This window comes from Pseudomonas fildesensis, assembly GCF_001050345.1.
Classification (GTDB): domain Bacteria; phylum Pseudomonadota; class Gammaproteobacteria; order Pseudomonadales; family Pseudomonadaceae; genus Aquipseudomonas; species Aquipseudomonas fildesensis.
In genome coordinates this window covers 102,723-123,733 of the sequence record NZ_LFMW01000003.1, presented here as the reverse complement: position 1 = coordinate 123,733, position 21,011 = coordinate 102,723, and the positions used below count along the sequence as shown (strand labels likewise).

At 58.1% G+C, this 21,011-nt stretch carries 18 protein-coding genes; 7 read left to right on the top strand and 11 right to left on the bottom strand.

What is annotated here, in order from left to right:
- Positions 1-43 precede the first annotated feature (43 nt).
- From mnmE to rpmH, 5 genes are all read right to left on the bottom strand, one after another.
- A complete protein-coding gene (gene mnmE / locus ACR52_RS06055; protein ID WP_048721736.1) occupies positions 44-1,414 on the bottom strand; it encodes a tRNA uridine-5-carboxymethylaminomethyl(34) synthesis GTPase MnmE in 1,371 nt (456 codons plus the stop codon).
- 79 nt (positions 1,415-1,493) lie between these two features.
- Positions 1,494-3,176 carry a membrane protein insertase YidC gene (yidC, locus tag ACR52_RS06050; RefSeq protein WP_048721734.1) on the bottom strand — a complete coding sequence of 561 codons (1,683 nt, stop codon included), beginning with the start codon at positions 3,174-3,176 and terminating at the stop codon, positions 1,494-1,496.
- 2 nt (positions 3,177-3,178) lie between these two features.
- Positions 3,179-3,424, bottom strand: coding sequence for a membrane protein insertion efficiency factor YidD (gene yidD, locus ACR52_RS29185; RefSeq protein WP_010207715.1), 246 nt, complete (start codon positions 3,422-3,424; stop codon positions 3,179-3,181).
- Positions 3,417-3,821 (bottom strand): ribonuclease P protein component, encoded by a 405-nt coding sequence (gene rnpA / locus ACR52_RS29180; RefSeq protein ID WP_053128141.1) that lies wholly within the window; start codon positions 3,819-3,821, stop codon positions 3,417-3,419. Before rnpA ends, yidD begins: the two co-directional genes overlap by 8 nt.
- 16 nt (positions 3,822-3,837) lie before the next feature.
- Positions 3,838-3,972 (bottom strand): 50S ribosomal protein L34, encoded by a 135-nt coding sequence (gene rpmH, locus ACR52_RS29175; protein ID WP_003213577.1) that lies wholly within the window; start codon positions 3,970-3,972, stop codon positions 3,838-3,840.
- Between the two features lie 585 nt (positions 3,973-4,557).
- On the opposite strand from rpmH, the gene dnaA reads away from it, so the two are divergent.
- From dnaA to gyrB, 4 genes are read left to right on the top strand one after another with little or no spacing between them, the layout of a single operon-like run.
- Positions 4,558-6,078, top strand: coding sequence for a chromosomal replication initiator protein DnaA (gene dnaA, locus ACR52_RS06040; protein ID WP_048721732.1), 1,521 nt, complete (start codon positions 4,558-4,560; stop codon positions 6,076-6,078).
- Positions 6,079-6,116: 38 nt separating this feature from the next.
- Positions 6,117-7,220, top strand: a complete 1,104-nt coding sequence (gene dnaN / locus ACR52_RS06035; protein ID WP_005783345.1) for a DNA polymerase III subunit beta — start codon at positions 6,117-6,119, stop codon at positions 7,218-7,220.
- Positions 7,221-7,240: 20 nt separating this feature from the next.
- Complete coding sequence (gene recF, locus ACR52_RS06030; protein ID WP_010565854.1) at positions 7,241-8,344, top strand: DNA replication/repair protein RecF; 1,104 nt, start codon at positions 7,241-7,243, stop codon at positions 8,342-8,344.
- A 4-nt stretch (positions 8,345-8,348) separates the two neighbouring features.
- Entirely contained in the window at positions 8,349-10,772 is a 2,424-nt protein-coding gene (gene gyrB, locus ACR52_RS06025; protein WP_048721720.1) for a DNA topoisomerase (ATP-hydrolyzing) subunit B, read from the top strand.
- A 92-nt stretch (positions 10,773-10,864) separates the two neighbouring features.
- Here the strand turns inward: gyrB and ACR52_RS06020 are convergent, their stop codons facing one another.
- A complete protein-coding gene (locus tag ACR52_RS06020; protein WP_048721717.1) occupies positions 10,865-11,587 on the bottom strand; it encodes a response regulator transcription factor in 723 nt (240 codons plus the stop codon).
- Positions 11,588-12,068: 481 nt separating this feature from the next.
- On the opposite strand from ACR52_RS06020, the gene ACR52_RS06015 reads away from it, so the two are divergent.
- A complete protein-coding gene (locus tag ACR52_RS06015) occupies positions 12,069-14,345 on the top strand; it encodes a CHASE2 domain-containing protein (protein WP_048721714.1) in 2,277 nt (758 codons plus the stop codon).
- A 182-nt stretch (positions 14,346-14,527) separates the two neighbouring features.
- Here the strand turns inward: ACR52_RS06015 and ACR52_RS06010 are convergent, their stop codons facing one another.
- The 4 genes from ACR52_RS06010 to glyQ form a co-directional block, all read right to left on the bottom strand.
- Positions 14,528-15,298: a lysophospholipid acyltransferase family protein gene (locus tag ACR52_RS06010; RefSeq protein ID WP_048721712.1), complete on the bottom strand. Its 771-nt coding sequence runs from the start codon at positions 15,296-15,298 to the stop codon at positions 14,528-14,530.
- Between the two features lie 84 nt (positions 15,299-15,382).
- Positions 15,383-15,922: a D-glycero-beta-D-manno-heptose 1,7-bisphosphate 7-phosphatase gene (gmhB, locus tag ACR52_RS06005; protein ID WP_173439196.1), complete on the bottom strand. Its 540-nt coding sequence runs from the start codon at positions 15,920-15,922 to the stop codon at positions 15,383-15,385.
- Positions 15,922-17,976, bottom strand: a complete 2,055-nt coding sequence (glyS, locus tag ACR52_RS06000) for a glycine--tRNA ligase subunit beta (protein WP_048721709.1) — start codon at positions 17,974-17,976, stop codon at positions 15,922-15,924. The genes gmhB and glyS overlap by 1 nt, the downstream gene beginning before the upstream one ends.
- On the bottom strand, positions 17,973-18,926 hold the full coding sequence (gene glyQ, locus ACR52_RS05995; protein ID WP_003213601.1) for a glycine--tRNA ligase subunit alpha: 954 nt from the start codon (positions 18,924-18,926) through the stop codon (positions 17,973-17,975). Before glyQ ends, glyS begins: the two co-directional genes overlap by 4 nt.
- Before the next feature lie 81 nt (positions 18,927-19,007).
- Between glyQ and ACR52_RS05990 the strand changes: the two genes are divergently transcribed.
- Positions 19,008-19,565 carry a DNA-3-methyladenine glycosylase I gene (locus tag ACR52_RS05990; protein WP_048721695.1) on the top strand — a complete coding sequence of 186 codons (558 nt, stop codon included), beginning with the start codon at positions 19,008-19,010 and terminating at the stop codon, positions 19,563-19,565.
- Positions 19,566-19,605: 40 nt separating this feature from the next.
- Positions 19,606-20,493: a lysophospholipid acyltransferase gene (locus ACR52_RS05985; RefSeq protein ID WP_048721693.1), complete on the top strand. Its 888-nt coding sequence runs from the start codon at positions 19,606-19,608 to the stop codon at positions 20,491-20,493.
- A gap of 134 nt (positions 20,494-20,627) precedes the next feature.
- On the opposite strand, the gene ACR52_RS05980 is transcribed toward ACR52_RS05985, so the two are convergent.
- Entirely contained in the window at positions 20,628-20,939 is a 312-nt protein-coding gene (locus ACR52_RS05980) for a tetratricopeptide repeat protein (protein WP_048721688.1), read from the bottom strand.
- Between the last annotated feature and the right edge of the window lie 72 nt (positions 20,940-21,011).

The following is a 21,011-nucleotide window of genomic DNA, read 5'->3' as shown; positions in this document are numbered from 1 at the left end:
TAGCGCTGGCAAGCCAGCTCCTACGGGGTTGTGGATAACGTTGCTATTTACCGATACAGAAGCTGGAAAAGATCCGCCCCAGCAAATCATCGGAGCTAAATGCTCCGGTAATTTCCCCCAGCAGCTGCTGTGCCTGACGTAGATCCTCAGCCAGCAGCTCCCCTGCCCCCGCCAAGGTCAGCTGTGCCCGACCGTGCTCCAGCGCCGCGCTGGCATGGCGTAGCGCCTCCAGGTGTCTGCGGCGAGCACTGAAGCTGCTTTCCGAGGTCTGCTCATAGCCCATACAGGCCTTGAGGTGCTCGCGCAGCAATTCCAGACCGTCACCGGCCGACTTGGCGCTCAGGCTGATAGTGACATGGCCATCCTCACTGGTTTCCATCGCAATGGCTTCGCCCGTCAGGTCGGCCTTGTTACGGATCAAGGTGACTTTGGCCGGGTCCGGTCGTTGCTCGAGGAATTCCGGCCACAGCGCAAAAGGATCCACAGCCTCCGACGCTGTGGCATCGACTACCAACAACACCCGATCCGCCTCGCTGATCGCCTTGAGCGCCCGTTCCACACCGATTTTTTCCACCTGGTCGTCGGTATCGCGCAACCCGGCAGTGTCGACCACGTGCAACGGCATACCGTCGATATGGATATGTTCGCGCAAGATATCCCGGGTCGTGCCCGCGATCTCTGTGACGATGGCCGCTTCACGGCCCGCCAGGGCATTCAACAGGCTGGATTTGCCGGCATTGGGGCGTCCGGCAATGACTACCGTCATGCCGTCACGCAGCAAAGCCCCTTGCCCGGCTTCGCGCAGCACTGTGGATAACTCATCACGGACTTTATCCAGCATCGCCAAGACGTGGCCATCGGCGAGGAAGTCGATTTCCTCCTCCGGAAAATCAATTGCCGCCTCTACGTAAATGCGCAGGTTGATCAATTGCTCGGTCAAGTTATGCACACGCAGGGAAAACGCACCTTGCAGAGAACGCAAGGCATTGCGTGCCGCCTGTGCAGAACTGGCTTCGATCAAGTCAGCAATGGCTTCGGCCTGGGCCAGGTCGAGCTTGTCGTTGAGGAATGCTCGCTCGCTGAATTCTCCTGGACGCGCCAGGCGGCAACCCAATTGCAGGCAACGCTGCAGCAGCATATCCAACACCACGGGACCGCCGTGGCCCTGTAATTCCAGGACGTCTTCACCGGTAAAGGAATTCGGGCCTGGGAAATAAAGCGCCAGGCCTTCGTCCAACACCTCGTCATGGGCATCCAGAAACGGCCCGTAATGGGCGTAACGCGGCTTCAATTCGCGGCCGCTGATGGCCTTGGCCGCGATGCCGGCGAGCGGCCCGGAAATTCGAACGATACCGACACCGCCGCGACCTTGAGCGGTAGCAACAGCAGCGATGGTTTCACGAGGAGCGCTCATCAGCAGGTTCCAGAACAAAAGTGACGGAAAGCAAAACGCCCCACTAGGGGGCGTCTTGAGTGGTTAACCACAGAGTAAATTACGCCTCGGCTTTTTTGGTAGCCGCTTCGATTTTACGTGTGATGTACCACTGTTGAGAGATCGACAACACGTTGTTGACCACCCAGTACAGCACCAGGCCAGCCGGGAACCACAGGAAGAAGAAGGTGAAGATGATTGGCATCATTTTCATTACCTTGGCCTGCATCGGATCCGGAGGCGTTGGGTTCAAGCGCTGCTGGATAAACATGGTCGCACCCATGATGATCGGCAGGATAAAGAACGGGTCTTTGATCGACAGGTCAGTTATCCACAGCATGAACGGCGCCTGGCGCATTTCCACGCTTTCCAGGAGTACCCAGTACAGCGACAGGAACACCGGCATCTGCACCAGAATCGGCAAGCATCCACCCAGCGGGTTGATCTTCTCTTTCTTGTACAGCTCCATCATGGCCTGCGACATTTTCTGCCGGTCATCGCCATGTTGTTCTTTCAGCGCGGCCAGTTTAGGGGCCACGGCACGCATGCGCGCCATCGACTTGTAGCTGGCAGCCGACAGAGGGAAGAAGATCCCCTTGATCAGCATCGTCAGGAAGATGATCGAGAAGCCCCAGTTGCCGACGATGCTGTGGATATGTTGCAGCAGCCAGAAAATCGGCTGGGCAATGAACCACAGAATGCCGTAATCCACAGTCAGTTCCAGACCTGGGGATAACTCTTTCAGCACGGCCTGGCTTTTCGGGCCGGCGTACAGGGTAGCGCTGGTTTCAGCCTTGGCACCTGGAGCGACGGTCACCGCCGGGCCAGTGAGACCAATGATGTAGTTGCCCTGGCTGTCCTTGCGGGTTTGAACCAGGTTCGCTTCACCCTTGTTCGGGATCCATGCGGTCACGAAGTAGTGTTGCAACCAGGCAACCCAACCGCCCTGGACGGTTTCTTTCAGCGCGCCCTTGTCGATATCTTTCATCGACACTTTTTTGTACGGCTCGCCACTTGTCCACAGGGCGGCGCCCAGGTAAGTCGCGGTGCCGGTGGCGGTGCTGGAAGAAGGATCGGAGCTGCCATCACGCTTGAGCTGGGCAAACAGGTTGCCGCTCCACGGTTTGTCGCTTTCGTTGTCGATCAGGTAAGTGACCTTCAAGTCGTACAGACCACGGGTAAAGCTGAAGCGCTTGATGTAGTTGACGCCGTCGAGGCTGAATTTCAGGTCGACATTCAACTGATTCTGGCCGTCGGCCAGTTGATAAGTCTTCTGTTCGGTCGAATAAACCGGACGACCGGTAGCACGTGCATCAGGACCGTTGGTACCAGTCAGGCCGCTTTGTGCCAGATAAGTACGTTCGCCGCCGTTATCGAACAGCTGGAACGGAACATCCGGATGGTCTTGGCGACGTGGATACAGCGGCAGTTTCAGCTGCGCGATATCACCACCTTGCGGGTCGATAGCCAGGTCGAGCACATCCGTTTTGACGTGGATGAGGTCTTTGTTGGTGACCACAGGCGTTTCTAAAGGAGCGCGGGTCTCGCCATTCGCGCTGGGAACATCGGCACTCGCGGACGCATTGTTACCCAACGGGGTGTCCGCAATAGCCGGCGCAGCCTGATTGGTAGCAACATTCTGAGTCGGCAGGGCAGCTTGGCCGTAGTCCTGGTTCCACTTAAGAACCATGACGTAGGACACGATTGCCAGGGCGACGATCAGGATCGTGCGTTTAATATCCATGATTACTCGGCCATCGAAGAAGAACGGGAGGTAGGGATAGGCGGAACCGGGTCATAACCACCGGGATTCCACGGATGACAGCGACCTAAACGACGAAAGGTCAGCCAGCCACCGCGCAGAAGACCATGATTTTCTATGGCCTCTAACGCGTAGCAGGAACAACTGGGGTAGAAACGACAGTGGCTGGCCATCAGGGGACTAATGGCATAGCGGTAAAACTGGATCGGAACGAGCGCCAGTTTACGCATCGGTACTGTCTACCCCTACAGTTTCGGTGCTGACTGCTGGTGCTGGCTTGTTTGTACGCGCCAACCGTTTCCAGAGCTTGCCGAAATGCTGAATCAATTCGGGGTTTTCTACGTCCCCCAAGCCTTTGCGCGCGACGATAACAATATCCCAACCAACCAGAGTGTCCTGGTGGAGACGAAACGATTCGCGCATCAGACGCTTGAGGCGATTGCGCTCAACGGAGAGCTTTACGCTCTTCTTGCCAATCACCAACCCGAGACGGGGGTGATCCAGATCGTTGTTACGCGCAAGGAGCAGGAGATTTTTCCCCGGAACCTTGCCGGTGGGGGAGTCAAAGACTGCCTTGAAGTGTCGGGGGGTTAGCAGACGCTTTTCCCGACTGAAGTCCTGACTCACCACCAGTACCGGATTATCAAACTGCCAGACGCGCACGACCTTTGGCGCGGCGACGCGACAGGACAGCACGGCCGTTCTTGGTAGCCATGCGAGCACGGAAGCCGTGAGTACGGGCGCGTTTGATGGTGCTTGGTTGGAAAGTACGTTTCATGGCGTTGTTACCTGGTTCGTCCACAACGGGCCGGAATGGCCCCCGTTTTAAGAGACCGGCGATTCTAGAGAAAGCAAGCCTCTAGGTCAATTTCCAACCAGCTTTTCCTTCAATTAGATCTTCACAGCCGTTCTGGCCTTTTCTATCCGCTCGCCTTTCGTGGGCAATGCCATAGATATAAAAATAAAGAAGGAAGTTATTTAAAGCTTTTCTGTAAAGCTTATAAAAGCTAGGGAGCCAATCTTCTGTGGATAACTGCCTTGAGGCCATATTCCACCTGATGTACAGAGAATGACAACACGGGGGAGAAACGGTGCTCTGCCTGTGCTGCGCTATCGGATAAGCTGTGTGTGGAATGCGTTGTTATCCACAGCCCAGTTACCCACAGACTTTACCCCCTACTTGTGCAACGAGCTCACGTACGTTTATCCACAGAGCTTATGCACAGACCATCTGTCGCCTTTTTTAGAGTTAAGGCATTGATTTTGGCTGGTCTGTGAGCAACCTACATGTGGATAAGTGGGCGGCTGGCCGCTACAATGGCGGCTGTTTTTGCCTCACCGGCTTTCAACTTAGGGGATATCCGTGTCAGTGGAACTTTGGCAGCAGTGCGTGGAGCTTTTGCGCGATGAGCTGCCTGCCCAGCAATTCAACACCTGGATCCGTCCGCTACAGGTCGAAGCCGAAGGCGACGAGTTGCGTGTATACGCACCCAATCGTTTTGTTCTCGACTGGGTCAACGAGAAGTACCTGAGCCGCGTTCTCGAATTGCTCGATGAACATGGCAATGGCCTCGCGCCCGTGCTCTCCCTATTAATAGGCAGCAAACGCAGCTCGGCACCTCGTGCCGCGCCGAACGCACCGCTGGCCGCCAGCGCTTCACACGCCCAGGCCGCGGCGGCACCTGTTAATAACTCACCTGCGCCGGTTGCCCAGGCTACGTCGAAATCGTCGTCGCAGAAAAACGCGCCTATTAATGAAGAGCCGTCCCGCGACAGCTTTGATCCGATGGCGGGTGCCAGTTCTCAACAGGCGCCAATTCGCGCGGAACAACGCACCGTTCAGGTCGAAGGCGCGCTCAAGCACACCAGCTACCTGAACCGCACGTTTACCTTTGAAAACTTCGTCGAAGGTAAATCCAACCAGCTGGCGCGCGCGGCAGCCTGGCAAGTCGCCGATAACCCCAAGCACGGTTACAACCCGCTCTTCCTTTATGGCGGCGTTGGCTTGGGTAAAACCCACTTGATGCATGCTGTGGGCAACCACCTATTAAAGAAGAACCCGAATGCCAAGGTTGTGTACCTGCACTCGGAGCGCTTCGTGGCTGACATGGTCAAGGCCCTGCAGCTGAATGCAATCAACGAGTTCAAGCGTTTCTACCGCTCGGTTGATGCCTTGCTGATCGATGACATTCAATTCTTCGCACGCAAGGAACGTTCCCAGGAAGAGTTCTTCCACACCTTCAACGCATTGCTCGAAGGTGGCCAACAGGTCATCTTGACCAGTGACCGTTATCCGAAGGAAATCGAAGGCCTGGAAGAACGCTTGAAGTCGCGCTTTGGCTGGGGGCTTACGGTTGCGGTAGAGCCGCCGGAGCTGGAAACCCGCGTTGCGATCCTGATGAAAAAGGCCGACCAGGCGAAAGTCGACCTGCCCCATGACGCCGCTTTCTTCATTGCCCAACGCATTCGTTCCAACGTGCGTGAGCTGGAAGGTGCGCTCAAGCGGGTCATCGCGCACTCGCACTTCATGGGCCGCGATATCACCATCGAGCTGATTCGCGAATCCCTGAAAGACTTGCTGGCACTGCAGGACAAACTGGTAAGTGTGGATAACATCCAGCGCACCGTGGCCGAGTACTACAAGATCAAGATTTCCGACCTGCTGTCCAAGCGTCGTTCGCGCTCGGTGGCACGTCCACGTCAGGTGGCCATGGCGCTCTCCAAGGAGTTGACCAACCACAGCCTGCCGGAAATCGGGGATGTTTTTGGCGGTCGCGACCACACCACGGTCTTGCACGCGTGCCGCAAGATCAATGAACTTAAGGAATCCGACGCGGATATTCGCGAGGACTACAAGAACCTGCTGCGTACACTGACAACTTGATGACACCAGCGCAGCTTATTAAGGCAAGGGACTAGACCATGCATTTCACCATTCAACGCGAAGCCCTGTTGAAACCCCTGCAACTGGTCGCAGGCGTCGTCGAGCGCCGACAGACCTTGCCGGTGCTCTCCAACGTATTGCTGGTTGTCGAAGGCCAGCAGTTGTCCCTGACCGGTACCGACCTGGAAGTCGAGTTGGTCGGTCGCGTGCAGCTGGAAGAGCCCGCCGAACCGGGCGAGATCACCGTACCGGCGCGCAAGCTGATGGACATCTGCAAGAGCTTGCCTAACGACGCGCTGATCGACATCAAGGTTGATGAGCAGAAGCTGGTAGTCAAAGCCGGTCGCAGCCGATTCACCCTGTCCACCTTGCCGGCTAATGACTTCCCGACTGTCGAAGAAGGCCCGGGCTCGCTGACCTGCAGTCTCGAACAAAGCAAGCTGCGTCGTTTGATCGAGCGCACCAGTTTCGCAATGGCCCAACAGGACGTGCGTTACTACCTCAATGGCATGCTGCTGGAAGTGTCGGAAGGCATCATCCGCGCTGTGGCCACCGACGGCCACCGACTGGCGATGTGCTCGATGCGTGCCGATATCGGTCAGCCTGATCGTCACCAGGTGATCGTGCCGCGTAAAGGCATCCTGGAATTGGCGCGTCTGCTCACTGAGCCGGACGGCAACGTCAGCATCGTGCTGGGTCAGCATCACATTCGCGCGACCACTGGCGAGTTCACCTTCACTTCCAAGCTGGTTGACGGCAAGTTCCCTGATTATGAGCGCGTACTGCCTAAAGGCGGTGACAAGCTGGTGATCGGCGATCGTCAGGCCCTGCGTGAAGCGTTCAGCCGTACTGCGATTCTGTCGAACGAAAAGTACCGTGGTATTCGCCTGCAACTGGCCAACGGCCAATTAAAAATCCAGGCCAACAACCCGGAGCAGGAAGAAGCGGAAGAAGAAGTGGGCGTCGACTACAACGGCGGTTCACTCGAGATCGGCTTCAACGTGAGCTACCTGCTGGATGTACTGGGTGTTATGACTACCGAACAGGTTCGCCTGATCCTGTCGGACTCCAACAGCAGCGCCCTGGTACAAGAATCCGATAACGACGACTCGGCTTACGTTGTTATGCCGATGCGTCTGTAATCATGTTCAGCAGAAGCTAGATGTCCCTCAGTCGCGTCTCGGTCACCGCGGTGCGCAATCTGCACCCGGTGACCTTCTCCCCCTCCCCCCGCATCAATATTCTCCATGGCGCCAACGGCAGTGGCAAAACCAGCGTGCTGGAAGCCATTCACCTGCTGGGGCTCGCCCGTTCGTTCCGCAGTGCCCGCCTCTTACCCGTCATTCAATACGAGCAACTGGCGTGCACAGTGTTTGGCCAGGTCGAACTGGCTGAGGGTGGACATAGCAGCCTTGGCATATCCCGTGATCGCGGCGGAGAGTTTCAAATCCGCATCGATGGTCAAAATGCTCGCAGTGCGGCGCAATTGGCGGAAATCTTGCCACTGCAATTGATCAACCCCGACAGCTTTCGCTTGCTGGAGGGTGCGCCGAAAATCCGCAGGCAGTTCCTCGATTGGGGAGTGTTCCACGTGGAACCGCGGTTCATGGCCACTTGGCAGCGCCTGCAGAAGGCCCTGCGGCAGCGGAACTCATGGCTGCGGCATGGTACACTTGACGCCGCTTCGCAAGCGGCCTGGGACCGGGAACTGTGCCTGGCCAGCGATGAAATAGATGAATACCGCCGCGCCTATATCAAAGCCTTGAAACCAGTCTTTGAGCAGACCCTGAGTGAGTTGTTGGATCTCGAAGGGCTGACGTTGAGTTACTACCGTGGTTGGGATAAAGAGCGTGAACTGAGTGCAGTGCTCGCCACATCCTTACAGCGGGATCAGCAAATCGGCCACACCCAGGCCGGACCCCAACGCGCTGATTTGCGCCTTCGTTTAGGTGCACATAATGCCGCGGACATCTTGTCCCGTGGTCAGCAGAAGTTGGTGGTGTGTGCCTTGCGTATTGCGCAAGGGCATTTGGTTAGCCAAGCCCGGCGTGGTCAGTGTATTTATCTGGTGGATGACTTGCCGTCTGAACTCGACGAGCAACATCGCCGCGCGTTATGCCGCTTGTTGGAAGACTTACGCTGCCAAGTGTTTATCACCTGTGTAGACCACGAATTATTGAGGGAAGGCTGGCAGACGGAAACGCCAGTCGCTTTGTTCCACGTGGAACAAGGCCGTATCACCCAGACCCACGACCATCGGGAGTGAAGGCATGAGCGAAGAAAATACCAATACGTACGACTCGACCAGCATTAAAGTGCTGAAAGGTTTGGATGCCGTACGCAAACGTCCCGGTATGTACATTGGCGACACCGATGATGGTAGCGGTCTGCACCACATGGTGTTCGAGGTGGTCGACAACTCCATCGACGAAGCTCTGGCCGGTCACTGCGACGACATCAGCATCATCATCCACCCGGATGAGTCGATTACCGTGCGCGACAACGGTCGCGGCATTCCGGTAGACGTGCATAAAGAAGAAGGTGTATCGGCGGCAGAGGTCATCATGACCGTGCTCCACGCCGGCGGTAAGTTCGATGATAACTCCTATAAAGTATCCGGCGGTTTGCACGGTGTAGGTGTTTCCGTGGTGAACGCCCTCTCCGAACTGCTGGTGCTGACCGTGCGTCGCAGCGGCAAGATCTGGGAACAGACCTACGTTCACGGCGTTCCGCAAGAGCCGATGAAGATCGTTGGCGAAAGCGGAACCACGGGTACCCAGATCCACTTCCGTCCTTCTGATCTAACCTTCAAGAACATCCACTTCAGCTGGGACATCCTGGCCAAGCGGATTCGTGAATTGTCCTTCCTCAACTCCGGTGTCGGCATCGTCCTCAAGGACGAGCGCAGCGGCAAGGAAGAGCTGTTCAAGTACGAAGGTGGTTTGCGTGCTTTCGTTGAATACCTGAACACCAACAAGACTCCGGTCAACGAAGTGTTCCACTTCAACATCCAGCGTGAAGACGGTATCGGCGTGGAAATCGCCCTGCAGTGGAACGACAGCTTCAACGAGAACCTGTTGTGCTTCACGAACAACATTCCACAGCGCGATGGTGGTACTCACTTGGTGGGTTTCCGTTCCGCACTGACGCGAAACCTGAACACCTACATCGAAGCCGAAGGCTTGGCGAAGAAACACAAAGTTGCCACCACCGGTGACGATGCCCGTGAAGGCCTGACCGCTATTATCTCGGTGAAAGTGCCGGATCCAAAGTTCAGTTCGCAGACTAAAGACAAGCTGGTGTCTTCCGAAGTGAAGACCGCAGTGGAACAGGAGATGGGCAAGTACTTCTCCGACTTCCTGCTGGAAAACCCGAACGAAGCCAAGCTGGTCGTCGGCAAGATGATCGACGCTGCACGTGCCCGTGAAGCGGCGCGTAAAGCCCGTGAGATGACCCGTCGTAAAGGCGCGTTGGATATCGCTGGCTTGCCAGGCAAGCTGGCCGACTGCCAGGAGAAGGACCCTGCTCTCTCCGAACTGTACCTGGTGGAAGGTGACTCTGCTGGCGGTTCCGCCAAGCAGGGTCGTAACCGTCGCACCCAGGCCATCCTGCCGTTGAAGGGTAAGATCCTCAACGTTGAGAAGGCCCGCTTCGACAAGATGATTTCCTCCCAGGAAGTTGGCACCTTGATCACGGCGTTGGGCTGCGGTATCGGCCGCGATGAGTACAACATCGACAAGCTGCGTTATCACAACATCATCATCATGACCGATGCTGACGTCGACGGTTCGCACATCCGTACCCTACTGCTGACCTTCTTCTTCCGTCAGTTGCCGGAGCTGATCGAGCGTGGCTACATCTACATCGCTCAGCCACCGTTGTACAAAGTGAAAAAGGGCAAGCAAGAGCAATACATCAAAGACGACGACGCCATGGAAGAGTACATGACGCAGTCGGCCCTGGAAGATGCGAGCCTGCACTTGAACGACGAAGCCCCGGGTATTTCCGGTGCGGCGCTGGAGCGTTTGGTTAACGACTTCCGCATGGTGATGAAGACCCTCAAGCGTTTGTCGCGCCTGTACCCTCAGGAGCTGACCGAGCACTTCATCTACCTCCCGGCTGTCAGCCTGGAGCAACTGAGCGATCACGCAGCGATGCAGGATTGGTTGGCCCAGTATGAAGTGCGCCTGCGCACCGTTGAGAAATCTGGCCTGGTCTACAAAGCCAGCCTGCGTGAAGACCGTGAACGTAACGTCTGGCTGCCTGAGGTCGAACTGATCTCCCACGGCTTGTCGAACTACGTCACCTTCAACCGCGACTTCTTCGGCAGCAACGACTACAAAACCGTTGTGACCCTCGGCGCGCAATTGAGCACTCTGTTGGATGACGGTGCTTACATTCAGCGTGGCGAACGCAAGAAAGCGGTCAAAGAGTTCAAGGAAGCCCTGGACTGGTTGATGGCCGAAAGCACCAAGCGTCATACCATTCAGCGCTACAAAGGTCTGGGCGAAATGAACCCGGATCAGCTGTGGGAAACCACCATGGACCCGGCTCAGCGCCGCATGCTGCGCGTGACCATCGAAGACGCCATTGGCGCAGACCAGATCTTCAACACCCTCATGGGTGATGCGGTCGAGCCTCGCCGTGACTTCATCGAGAGCAACGCCTTGGCGGTGTCCAACCTGGATTTCTGATCAGGTAGCCGCTAAACCAAAAAGGCCAACGCTTAGCGTTGGCCTTTTTTATTGGATCATTTTCCAAATGCTCCACGTGGAACATCAACGTTTTAACCGTTGGCGGTGGAGGCCACACTCTCCAACCGATACCCATATCCATAGATCGTCAGCAGTTGCCAACCCCGGTCCGCCGTCAACCCAAGCTTGTTACGCAGGCGGTATATATGTGTATCCAGCGGCCGAGACGAGACCATTTCCTCATGGCTCCAGAACCGCTCATACAGATACTCGCGGGAAAGAGGACGCGCCAGGTTCGCAAACAAACAACTGGCCAGGCGGTATTCGCGCTCGGTCAGGTTGATCGGTTTACCTGCCCGGGTCACGGTCAGTTCGGCGTCGTCGAAGGTCAGGTCGTTGAAGCTCTGTACTTCGTGGGAGGCCGACTTCTGCAACCCGTGGCGGCGCAATACAGCGCTGACTCGGGCTATGAGTTCATTGGGGCGAAAGGGTTTGCTGACGTAATCATCGGCGCCGCTGTTCAGCGCCGTGACGATGTCGCTCTCGGCATCTCGGCTGGTGAGCATGATGACGGCGGGCGGCGATTCCATGTGTTCGCGCGTCCAGCGCAGCAGTGCGATACCGGTGATATCGGGCAATTGCCAGTCGAGTATCAACAGGTCAAACGTTTCCCTGCGCAGTTGGCGCAGCAGGTCTTCGCCACGCTCGAAGCAATGCAAAGACCAGGGCTGTTCCGCTGTGCTGGGGATCTGTCGCAGTGTCTGTTCCACCCGCCTTAATTCAGCAGGTTCGTCATCCAGTATTGCGACACGCATGGGAAGGGTCCTTTCTACTAAAAAATACGGCAGCCGACGGCCTGTCGATCACAGGCACATACTGCGCAGTCGCCGGCCTTTGAATCTGAATAATTGTGGTCAGATTCAATGACCCCTTGGATCTGTCGGTACGCTGATATCAAAGGGCCGTTAATCCATTGAAAGTCCTCGATACCGATGGGGGAAAGATACCGGCTCCCGCCCGGAAGTAAAAGGATCAGCCAACACGAGCGCTGCTGTAATTGCCTGCGCGGTTATAACGGGACGAAAGTCGCCCAAGCGGCTGCCGATTGAGCCCTTATGAACATTAAGCAGGAAAACTTTTCCGGTGAGCCAAAAATGAGCTTCACTGGGCCCAACGCGTCGCTCTATCACGTCCTTTGTCGGCGTACGATGAGCAGGCCTGGAAGGAGAAACCGAGGTCTATGACATCTTCTACTACCCGCCCGTTATGCAAGCCCAGGTTTGCGGTGGCTGACCAATGATGCTCTGGCGCAAGGCCGAGAAACGCCAACCTACCCATGCCCAGCGCTTGTTCCACGGCCTGGTGCGCGAATGGTTGTGGATTGGTCTGGTGTTGCTGCCGATCACGGCCTATCTGTCCTTGAGCCCCGGCCTTGCCCTGAACAACCCGCTGTACGACAGCCTTCGTCGGCTTACACCACTGCCGGTAGATCCGCGAATTTTGCTGGTGACTATCGACGATGCCAGTCTGAAAAAACTCGGCCAGTGGCCCTGGCCTCGCAGTCTTCACGCCGACTTGATCGATCGTCTGAGTGCCGCGCAACCGGCAGGCATCCTGTTTGATGTGATCTTCAGCGAGCCCGGCAACTCCGCCAACGACAAACGTCTCGCCGACGCCGTGTGCAACGCGGGTAATGTGCTGTTACCGCTGGTGCGTGAAGGCCCGGCCAGTTACAGCCAGCCTGGGGAGCAGATGCTGCCGCTGCTTAAATGCGCAAAAGGGGTTGGGCAAATCAACGTGGAAGCCGACAGCGACGGTGTGGTGCGCAGTCTGTATTTGCGCGAAGGGCCGCCAGACGCCACCGCTGTACAGTTAGCGTGGCTGGCGTATGAGTTGAGCGGGTCACACACGACGATGCCTGGGGAGCCTCTGGATGCGATCAAAGACTGGCATCGCGAGCACGCTGTTCGTATCCCTTTTATCGCGCCTCATACGCATTTTCCCAGCGTGTCCTACGCCAGCGTATTACGCGGTGAAGTGCCCGCTGAACTGCTGCGCAATCGCCTGATTCTGGTCGGGGTCACCGCATCGAGAATGGGCGAGCGTTTTGTGACGCCGCTCTCCTCTGCCGCCGGCACCAGTGCGGGTGTGGAGATCCAGGCCAACGTGCTCAACGGTTTGCTGCAGGAGCGCAGCATCGTCGACCTTCCCGGTTGGCTCGCGGCAGTGATGGCGACGTCGTTGGTGGCCTTACTGCTGGGGCTGTTGCTATACCGTCCACGCTACGCGTTGTGGATGACCTTGGGCTGCATGGCCGCTGCGCTGCTGGGGTCATGGGCGCTGTTGCGCATGGGTCACTGGTGGTCACCTGCCGCCTGCCTGATCGGTTTGTTGCTCAGTTACCTGATCTGGAATTGGCGTCGCCTGAGCGTGATCCTCGCCTATTTCGGCTGGGAACTGGCGCGGCTGGATAACGAACCCAAAGTGCTGCCCGAACGCCGCCGTGCACCTGCCAGCAAGGGCGACGTGTTACAGGGCCGTATCTTTGCCCTGGAGCAAGCCGTCAGCCGTACGCGGGACACCCGACGCTTTATGGCGGATGGCCTGGAGTGCCTGCCGGTGGCGACGCTGATTACCGACCCCAGGGGCAATATCCTGCTGGCGAACCGCATTGCGCGCGAAGTGTTCGGCAATGATCTGGTCACTGAAAACCTGCTCGAACAACTCGCTGACCTCGGTTATCCGCCGTTGCATAACGGTATTCGCCCGCCGCTGGCAGCGATGGAACTCGTGGAATTTCGCGATATCCATCAACGCAGCCTGCGTATGGACATCGCGCCGCTGCTGCCTGCCGACGGTGATGTTGCACTCGGCTGGCTGCTGAGCCTGACTGACCTGAGTAACGAACGCGACGCCCAGCAGCATCGCGAAACCATGCTGCGCTTCCTCTCCCATGACCTGCGTGCGCCCCACTCCGCGATCCTGGCGCTGCTCGACGTGCACAATGGTGAGTCGCCGGTATTTGCCCAGATCGAACAGCAGGTTCGGCGGGCCTTGAGCCTCACCGAGTCATTCGTGCAGTTGGCGAAGGCTGAAGCCGACGGCTACCATTTCCAGCCAACCCTGTTCGCGATGTTGGTGATGGATGCTTTTGACCAGGTCGCGGTGATCGCCCAACTCAAGGGCATTCACTTAGTCCATGACCTGGATGAGGCCGATGAAGGGATAGTGTCAGCCGATCAATCGCTGCTCACGCGTGCGCTGTTCAACGTGCTGGAGAACGCGATCAAATATTCCCCGTCCGGGACTACCGTCCGGTTACGCCACGACAGCGCCGAGGGCTGGTTGGAGTGTCGCATCAGCGACCAGGGGCCGGGGATTGCAGCTGAGGATTTGCCCGAACTGTTCAGCCAATACCGACGTTTCGATTCCGCACAAGGCAGCGAAGGTTTGGGACTGGGGCTGACCATGGTCAAGGCGGTCGTGGAACGTCACGGTGGCCGTATCAGTTGCGATAGCGCAGTCGGCAAAGGCACCACATTCAGCCTGAAACTGCCGCTGCTGGAAGACTGAAAAACGTACTTTTATGCGGCACATAAAAAACCGGTCTCAAGGACCGGTTTTTTTATGCTGAAAAAAACTTATGCACGTTTTTCGTGATTTTATGCGCTCAAGAAATATGTAAGTAAATCAGCTTCTTATGAAGCAAAAAAGCCGATTCGCCAACAATCCGTACACAGGTTATCCACAGATGCTCAGATCACCGGCGTATCGACCACCACCGGCTCCGGCGGCAGTGAACCCATAGCCCGTTGTTGGGCCTCATTCCACGCGGCGGCGCGGTCATTCAACGCGGCAATCGCCCGCGGCCCTTCACCTTCTGCATACATAGGCTCGCCAATTACCACGGTGATCGTACCCGCGCGTTTGGCCCAGCCGGTCTTCGGCCAGAACTTGCCGGCGTTATGCGCAATCGGCAAAACCGGCAGGTTGGCGTTGACTGCCAGGGCGGTACCACCCCGGGAGAACTTGCCAACGGTGCCGAAAGGCACCCGCGTCCCTTCCGGGAAGATCAGTACCCACACACCATCCTTCAGCAGCTCATCACCCTTCTTGGCCACATGCTTGAGTGCAGCCTTAGGGTTGTCACGGTCGATGGCGATGGGACGCAACATGGCCATGGCCCAACCGAAGAACGGCACGTACAGCAGCTCACGCTTGAGCACCTGGCTCAGCGGCGAGAAGTACGCCGAGAGGAAGAACGTCTCCCAAGTGCTCTGGTGGTTCGACAGAATCACGCAGGGCTGGTCCGGGACATTTTCCGCACCCTTGATTTCGAAGCGGATGCCCAGGAATACCTTGGTCAGCCACAAAGCACAGCGGCACCAATAGACGTTGATAAAGCGATAGCGCGCTTTGAACGGCAGGAAGGGCGCAATAAAAAAGCTCAGGGTGCACCAGAGAAACGAACTGGTGCCCAGCAGCAGGTAAAAGAAGAAGGTTCTGATGGCCTGCAAAATCGACATGGCGGCATTTACCGTTGCGGGACATGGCCCGCCTGTTAAAAGCGCGCTCCCGAACAGTCCTTGGTCAGGAAGTCAGAAGGGCTGCTAGTTGTTGATAAGTTCTGCGGCAATCGCCGCCAGATCGTCAAAAATCAAGGTGCCTACCGGCAGGGTCTTAGCCTGGGTCTTTTCGCCTTTCCCGGTCTTTACCAAAACTGGCTGAGAGTCGACGGCTTTGGCAGCCTCCAGGTCACCGAGGCTGTCCCCGACGAACCATATCCCAGCTAATGGCACCTTGTAATGTTCTGAAATGGTTTTCAACATGCCAGGCTTGGGTTTGCGGCAATCACAGCCCTCGTCCGGCCCGTGGGGGCAGTACACCACCAACCCCACCTCACCGCCCTGCTCCGCCACCAACGTGCGCAAGCGCGCGTGCATGGCGTCGAGGGTGGCGATGTCGTAGTAACCGCGTGCAATGCCGGACTGGTTGGTGGCGATGGCCACCGTCCAGCCGGCCTTGCTCAACTGCGCGATGGCCTCGATCGAACCGGGCAGTGGAACCCATTCCGCCACCGACTTGATGTAAGCGTCGGAGTCGTAATTGATCACCCCGTCCCGATCGAGAATCAGCAGTTTCACCATGATCAGCTCAGCGTCGAAATGTCAGCGATATTGACGAACAGGCCACGCAGACGCGCCAGCATGGCGTAGCGGTTTTTCCGCACGCCGGCATCTTCGGCATTGATCATCACGGCTTCGAAGAACGCATCCACCGGCTCTCGCAAGGTGGCCAGGCGCGCCAGGGCTTCAGCGTAGTTACGCTCGGCGATCAGCGGCTTCACGGCGTTTTCTGCCTTGGCGATGGCCGAGTTCAGCGAGAACTCCTTGGCATCGGCAAACAGGCCAGGGTCGACATCGGCGTTGCCCAGGCCTTCGGCCTTGCTCAGCAGGTTCGACACACGCTTGTTCACGGCGGCCAGGGCATCGGCTTCCGGCAGCTTGCGGAAGGCCTGTACGGCTTGTACGCGCTGGTCGAAGTCCAGCGCCGAACCCGGTTGCAGGGCACGTACCGACAGGTAGACGGAAACGTCCACGCCTTCGTCTTCGTAACGCGCACGCAGACGGTCGAACACGAACTCCAGCACTTGCTCGGCCAGGCCGGCTTGCTTGACCTTGCCACCGAACTGGCCGACGGCGAACACCACGGCCTGGGTCAGGTCGAGGTCGAGCTTCTTGTCGATCAGGATACGCAGCACGCCCAAGGCGGCACGGCGCAGGGCATACGGGTCTTTGCTACCAGTAGGCAGCATGCCGATGCCGAAGATACCGACGAGGGTATCCAGCTTGTCGGCGATGGCCACGGCCGCGCCGGTCAGGGTGGTCGGCAGTTCGGCACCAGCACCGCGCGGCATGTACTGCTCGTTCAGCGCCAGGGCGACTTCGTCTGGCTCGCCGTCGTTGAGGGCGTAGTAGTAGCCGGCAACGCCTTGCATTTCCGGGAACTCGCCGACCATCTCGGTGGCCAGGTCGCACTTGGACAGCAGACCAGCACGCGCAGCCCAGGCGGCATCACCACCGATGCGTGGCGCGATGTAGGCCGCCAGCTTGGAAACGCGCACAGCCTTGTCGTAGACGCTGCCAAGCTTTTCCTGGAACACCACGTTTTGCAGGCGCAGGTTGAAGTCTTCGAGCTTCTGCTTCTTGTCTTGCTTGAAGAAAAACTCGGCGTCGGTCAGGCGCGGGCGGACGACTTTCTCGTTACCGGCGATGATCTGCTGGGGGTCTTTGCTTTCGATGTTGGCCACGGTGATAAAACGCGGCAGCAACTTGCCGTCCACGTCCAGCAGGCAGAAGTACTTCTGGTTGTCCTGCATGGTGATGATCAGGGCTTCTTGCGGCACGTCGAGGAAGCGCTCTTCGAACGAGCACACCAGCGGCACTGGCCATTCAACCAGGGCGGTCACTTCGTCCAGCAGGCTTGGCGGCACGATGGCGGTGCCTTCCTGCTGGCGAGCCAGCTCTTCGGTGCGCTTGCTGATCAGTTCGCGACGCTCATTGGCATCGGCCAGCACATAAGCGGCGCGCAGGTCGCTGAGGTAGTTGGCCGGCGACGAAATGCGCACGCTTTCCGGGTGATGGAAGCGGTGACCACGGGAATCGCGACCGGCCTTCTGGGCGAGGATGGTGCAATCGATGACTTGGTCACCGAGCAGCATCACCAGCCACTGGGTAGGACGCACGAACTCTTCCTTGCGCGCACCCCAGCGCATGCGCTTGGGAATCGGCAGGTCATTCAGGGAGTCTTCAACAATGGTCGGCAACAGGCTGGCGGTTGGCTTGCCGGTGATGACCTGGCTGAAACGCAGCTTCGGGCCGCTCTGGTCGATTTCGCTCAGATCGACGCCACATTTTTTGGCGAAACCCAGGGCGGCTTGGGTCGGGTTACCTTCAGCGTCGAAGGCAGCCTGGCGTGGCGGGCCGTCGAGGTTGATGCTGCGGTCCGGCTGCTGGGTTTCCAGCGCGGTGAGCAGCACGGCCAGACGGCGCGGCGCGGCGTAGACCTTCTTCGCTTCAAACTTCAGGCCCGCAGCGAGCAGGCCTTTTTCGATACCGGCCAGGAATGCATCGGCCAGGATATTGAGTGCCTTGGGTGGCAGCTCTTCGGTGCCCAGTTCAACCAGGAAATCTTGAGCACTCATTGTGCAGCCTCCAGCTTAGCCAACACTTCATCACGCAGGTCCGGGGTGGCCATCGGGAAGCCCAGCTTGGCGCGAGCCAGCAGGTAGGCTTGGGCGACGGAGCGCGCCAGGGTGCGCACACGCAGGATGTATTGCTGGCGCGCGGTCACCGAGATGGCGCGGCGGGCGTCCAGCAGGTTGAAGGTATGGGACGCCTTCAACACCATTTCATAGCTCGGCAACGGCAGCGGCTGGTCGAGTTCGATCAGGCGCTTGGCTTCGCTTTCATAGAAGTCGAACAGTTCGAACAGCTTCTCGACGTTGGCGTGTTCGAAGTTGTAGGTCGATTGCTCCACTTCGTTCTGGTGGAACACATCGCCATAGGTGACTTTGCCGAACGGGCCGTCAGCCCACACCAGGTCGTAGACCGAATCCACACCTTGCAGGTACATGGCCAGGCGCTCGAGACCGTAAGTGATCTCGCCGGTCACCGGGTAGCACTCAATGCCGCCCGCTTGCTGGAAGTAGGTGAACTGCGTGACTTCCATGCCGTTGAGCCAGACTTCCCAGCCCAGGCCCCAGGCGCCGAGGGTTGGCGATTCCCAGTTGTCTTCGACGAAACGGATGTCGTGCACCAGTGGGTCCAGGCCGACATGTTTCAGCGAGCCCAGGTACAGCTCCTGGAAGTTATCCGGGTTCGGCTTCAGTACCACCTGGAATTGGTAGTAGTGCTGCAGACGGTTCGGGTTTTCGCCGTAGCGGCCGTCAGTCGGGCGACGACTGGGCTGCACATAAGCGGCGTTCCAGGTTTCCGGGCCGATGGCCCGCAGGAAGGTAGCGGTGTGGAAAGTGCCGGCGCCTACTTCCATATCGTAGGGCTGAAGTACCACACAACCTTGCTCGGCCCAGTATTGCTGGAGGGCGAGGATCAAGTCTTGGAAGGTACGCACGGCTGGCGTAGGCTGGCTCACGAAATTCACCTGTTACTTGGGCTGCGATTTAAAGAGCGGGAGTATACCCGATTCGGCCGCGCCACCATCCCCTGGAGCCTTATGCCACGCTGCTTTTGGTGTTCTGAAGATCCGCTGTACATGGCTTATCACGATCAGGAGTGGGGAACGCCGCTGCGCGATGCGCAGGGTTTGTTCGAGTTGCTTTTGCTCGAAGGGTTCCAGGCGGGCCTGTCCTGGATCACCGTTTTACGCAAACGCGAGCATTATCGAAAGGTCTTGTTCGGCTTTGACGCGCAGCGCTTGGCGCAACTGACCGATGCCGAGATCGAGGCGCTGATGCTCGACCCCGGCATCGTGCGCAACCGTCTCAAGCTCAACGCCACCCGACGCAATGCCTCGGCTTGGTTGGCGCTGGAGGACCCGGTGGGATTGCTCTGGTCGTTTGTCGGCGGCGTGCCCAAGGTCAATCATTTCAAGGATCGCAGCCAAGTCCCGGCGATTACGCCCGAGGCCGAAGCCATGAGCAAAGCCTTGAAAAAAGCCGGCTTCACGTTCGTCGGACCGACCATCTGCTACGCCTTCATGCAGGCCTCGGGCATGGTCATGGACCACACTCAGGACTGCGACCGTTACGCGGACTTGGTCAACGCCGGTTAGAATGGCCGCTTTGCGCACCACACACGATCAGGAGTGACCTGTGGAAAAGTTTAAAGGCGCCTTGCTGGTAGGCGCTCTTCGGTTGTTTGCCCTATTGCCTTGGCGCGCGGTTCAAGCGGTCGGCACGGCGATTGGCTGGATCATGTGGAAAACCCCCAACCGCTCCCGCGAGACGGTGCGGATCAACCTCTCCAAATGCTTCCCGGACATGGACCCCGCCGCGCGCGAGCGCCTGGTCGGCCAGAGCCTGATGGACATCGGTAAATCGCTGACCGAAAGCGCCTGCGCGTGGATTTGGCCGGCCCAGCGTTCCATCGACCTGGTGCGTGAAGTCGAAGGCCTGGAAGTACTGCACGAAGCCCTGGCCTCGGGCAAAGGCGTCGTCGGCATCACCAGCCACCTGGGCAACTGGGAAGTGTTGAACCACTTCTATTGCAACCAGTGCAAACCGATCATTTTCTACCGCCCGCCGAAGCTCAAGGCGGTGGACGAGTTGCTGCGCAAACAGCGCGTACAACTGGGCAACCGCGTGGCCGCGTCCACCAGGGAAGGCATCCTCAGCGTGATCAAGGAAGTGCGCAAAGGCGGTCAGGTAGGCATTCCTGCCGACCCGGAGCCGGCCGAGTCCGCCGGGATCTTCGTACCGTTCTTCGCCACCCAGGCACTGACCAGCAAGTTCGTGCCGAACATGCTGGCGGGCGGCAAGGCGGTGGGTGTGTTCCTGCATGCCCTGCGGCTGCCGGACGGCTCGGGCTACAAAGTGATCCTGGAAGCGGCGCCGGAAGACATGTACAGCACCGACACCGCCACGTCCTGCGCGGCGATGAGCAAGGTGGTGGAACGCTATGTGGGGGCTTACCCGAGCCAGTACATGTGGAGCATGAAGCGTTTCAAGAAACGCCCGCCGGGAGAGGCGCGGTGGTATTGATTCACCACTGACTCAAGAGCAACACAAAACCAAATGTGGGAGGGGGCTTGCTCCCGATGGCAGTGGTTCAGTCAAATATCCATCGACTGATACGCCGCTATCGGGAGCAAGCCCCCTCCCACATTAAGTCCCGCTCAAGTTTGGCGGTCGAGTTTTTTCAGGAACACGGTCATCTCTTTTTCGGCCTGCTTGTCGCCATGGGCCTGGGCCGCTTCAATGCCCTTCTCCCACGCTTGCCGCGCCGCAGCGCTATCACCCCGCCCCGCCTGCGCCTTGCCCAACAACTTCCACGCCGCCGAATACTTCGGATCGAACTCGACACATTTCTGCAAATGCTCGGCCGCCTTGGCATTGTCCTTCAGGTCCAGATAACCCTTGCCCAAACCAAAGCGCAGCAGCGAGTTATCCACACCCTTGGCGAGCATTTTCTCCAGGGATTCGAGCATGCTTGTCACCTTCGGTAAAGGTAGCTGTTGTGGCGAGGGAGCTTGCTCCCGCTGGACTGCGTGGCAGTTCCA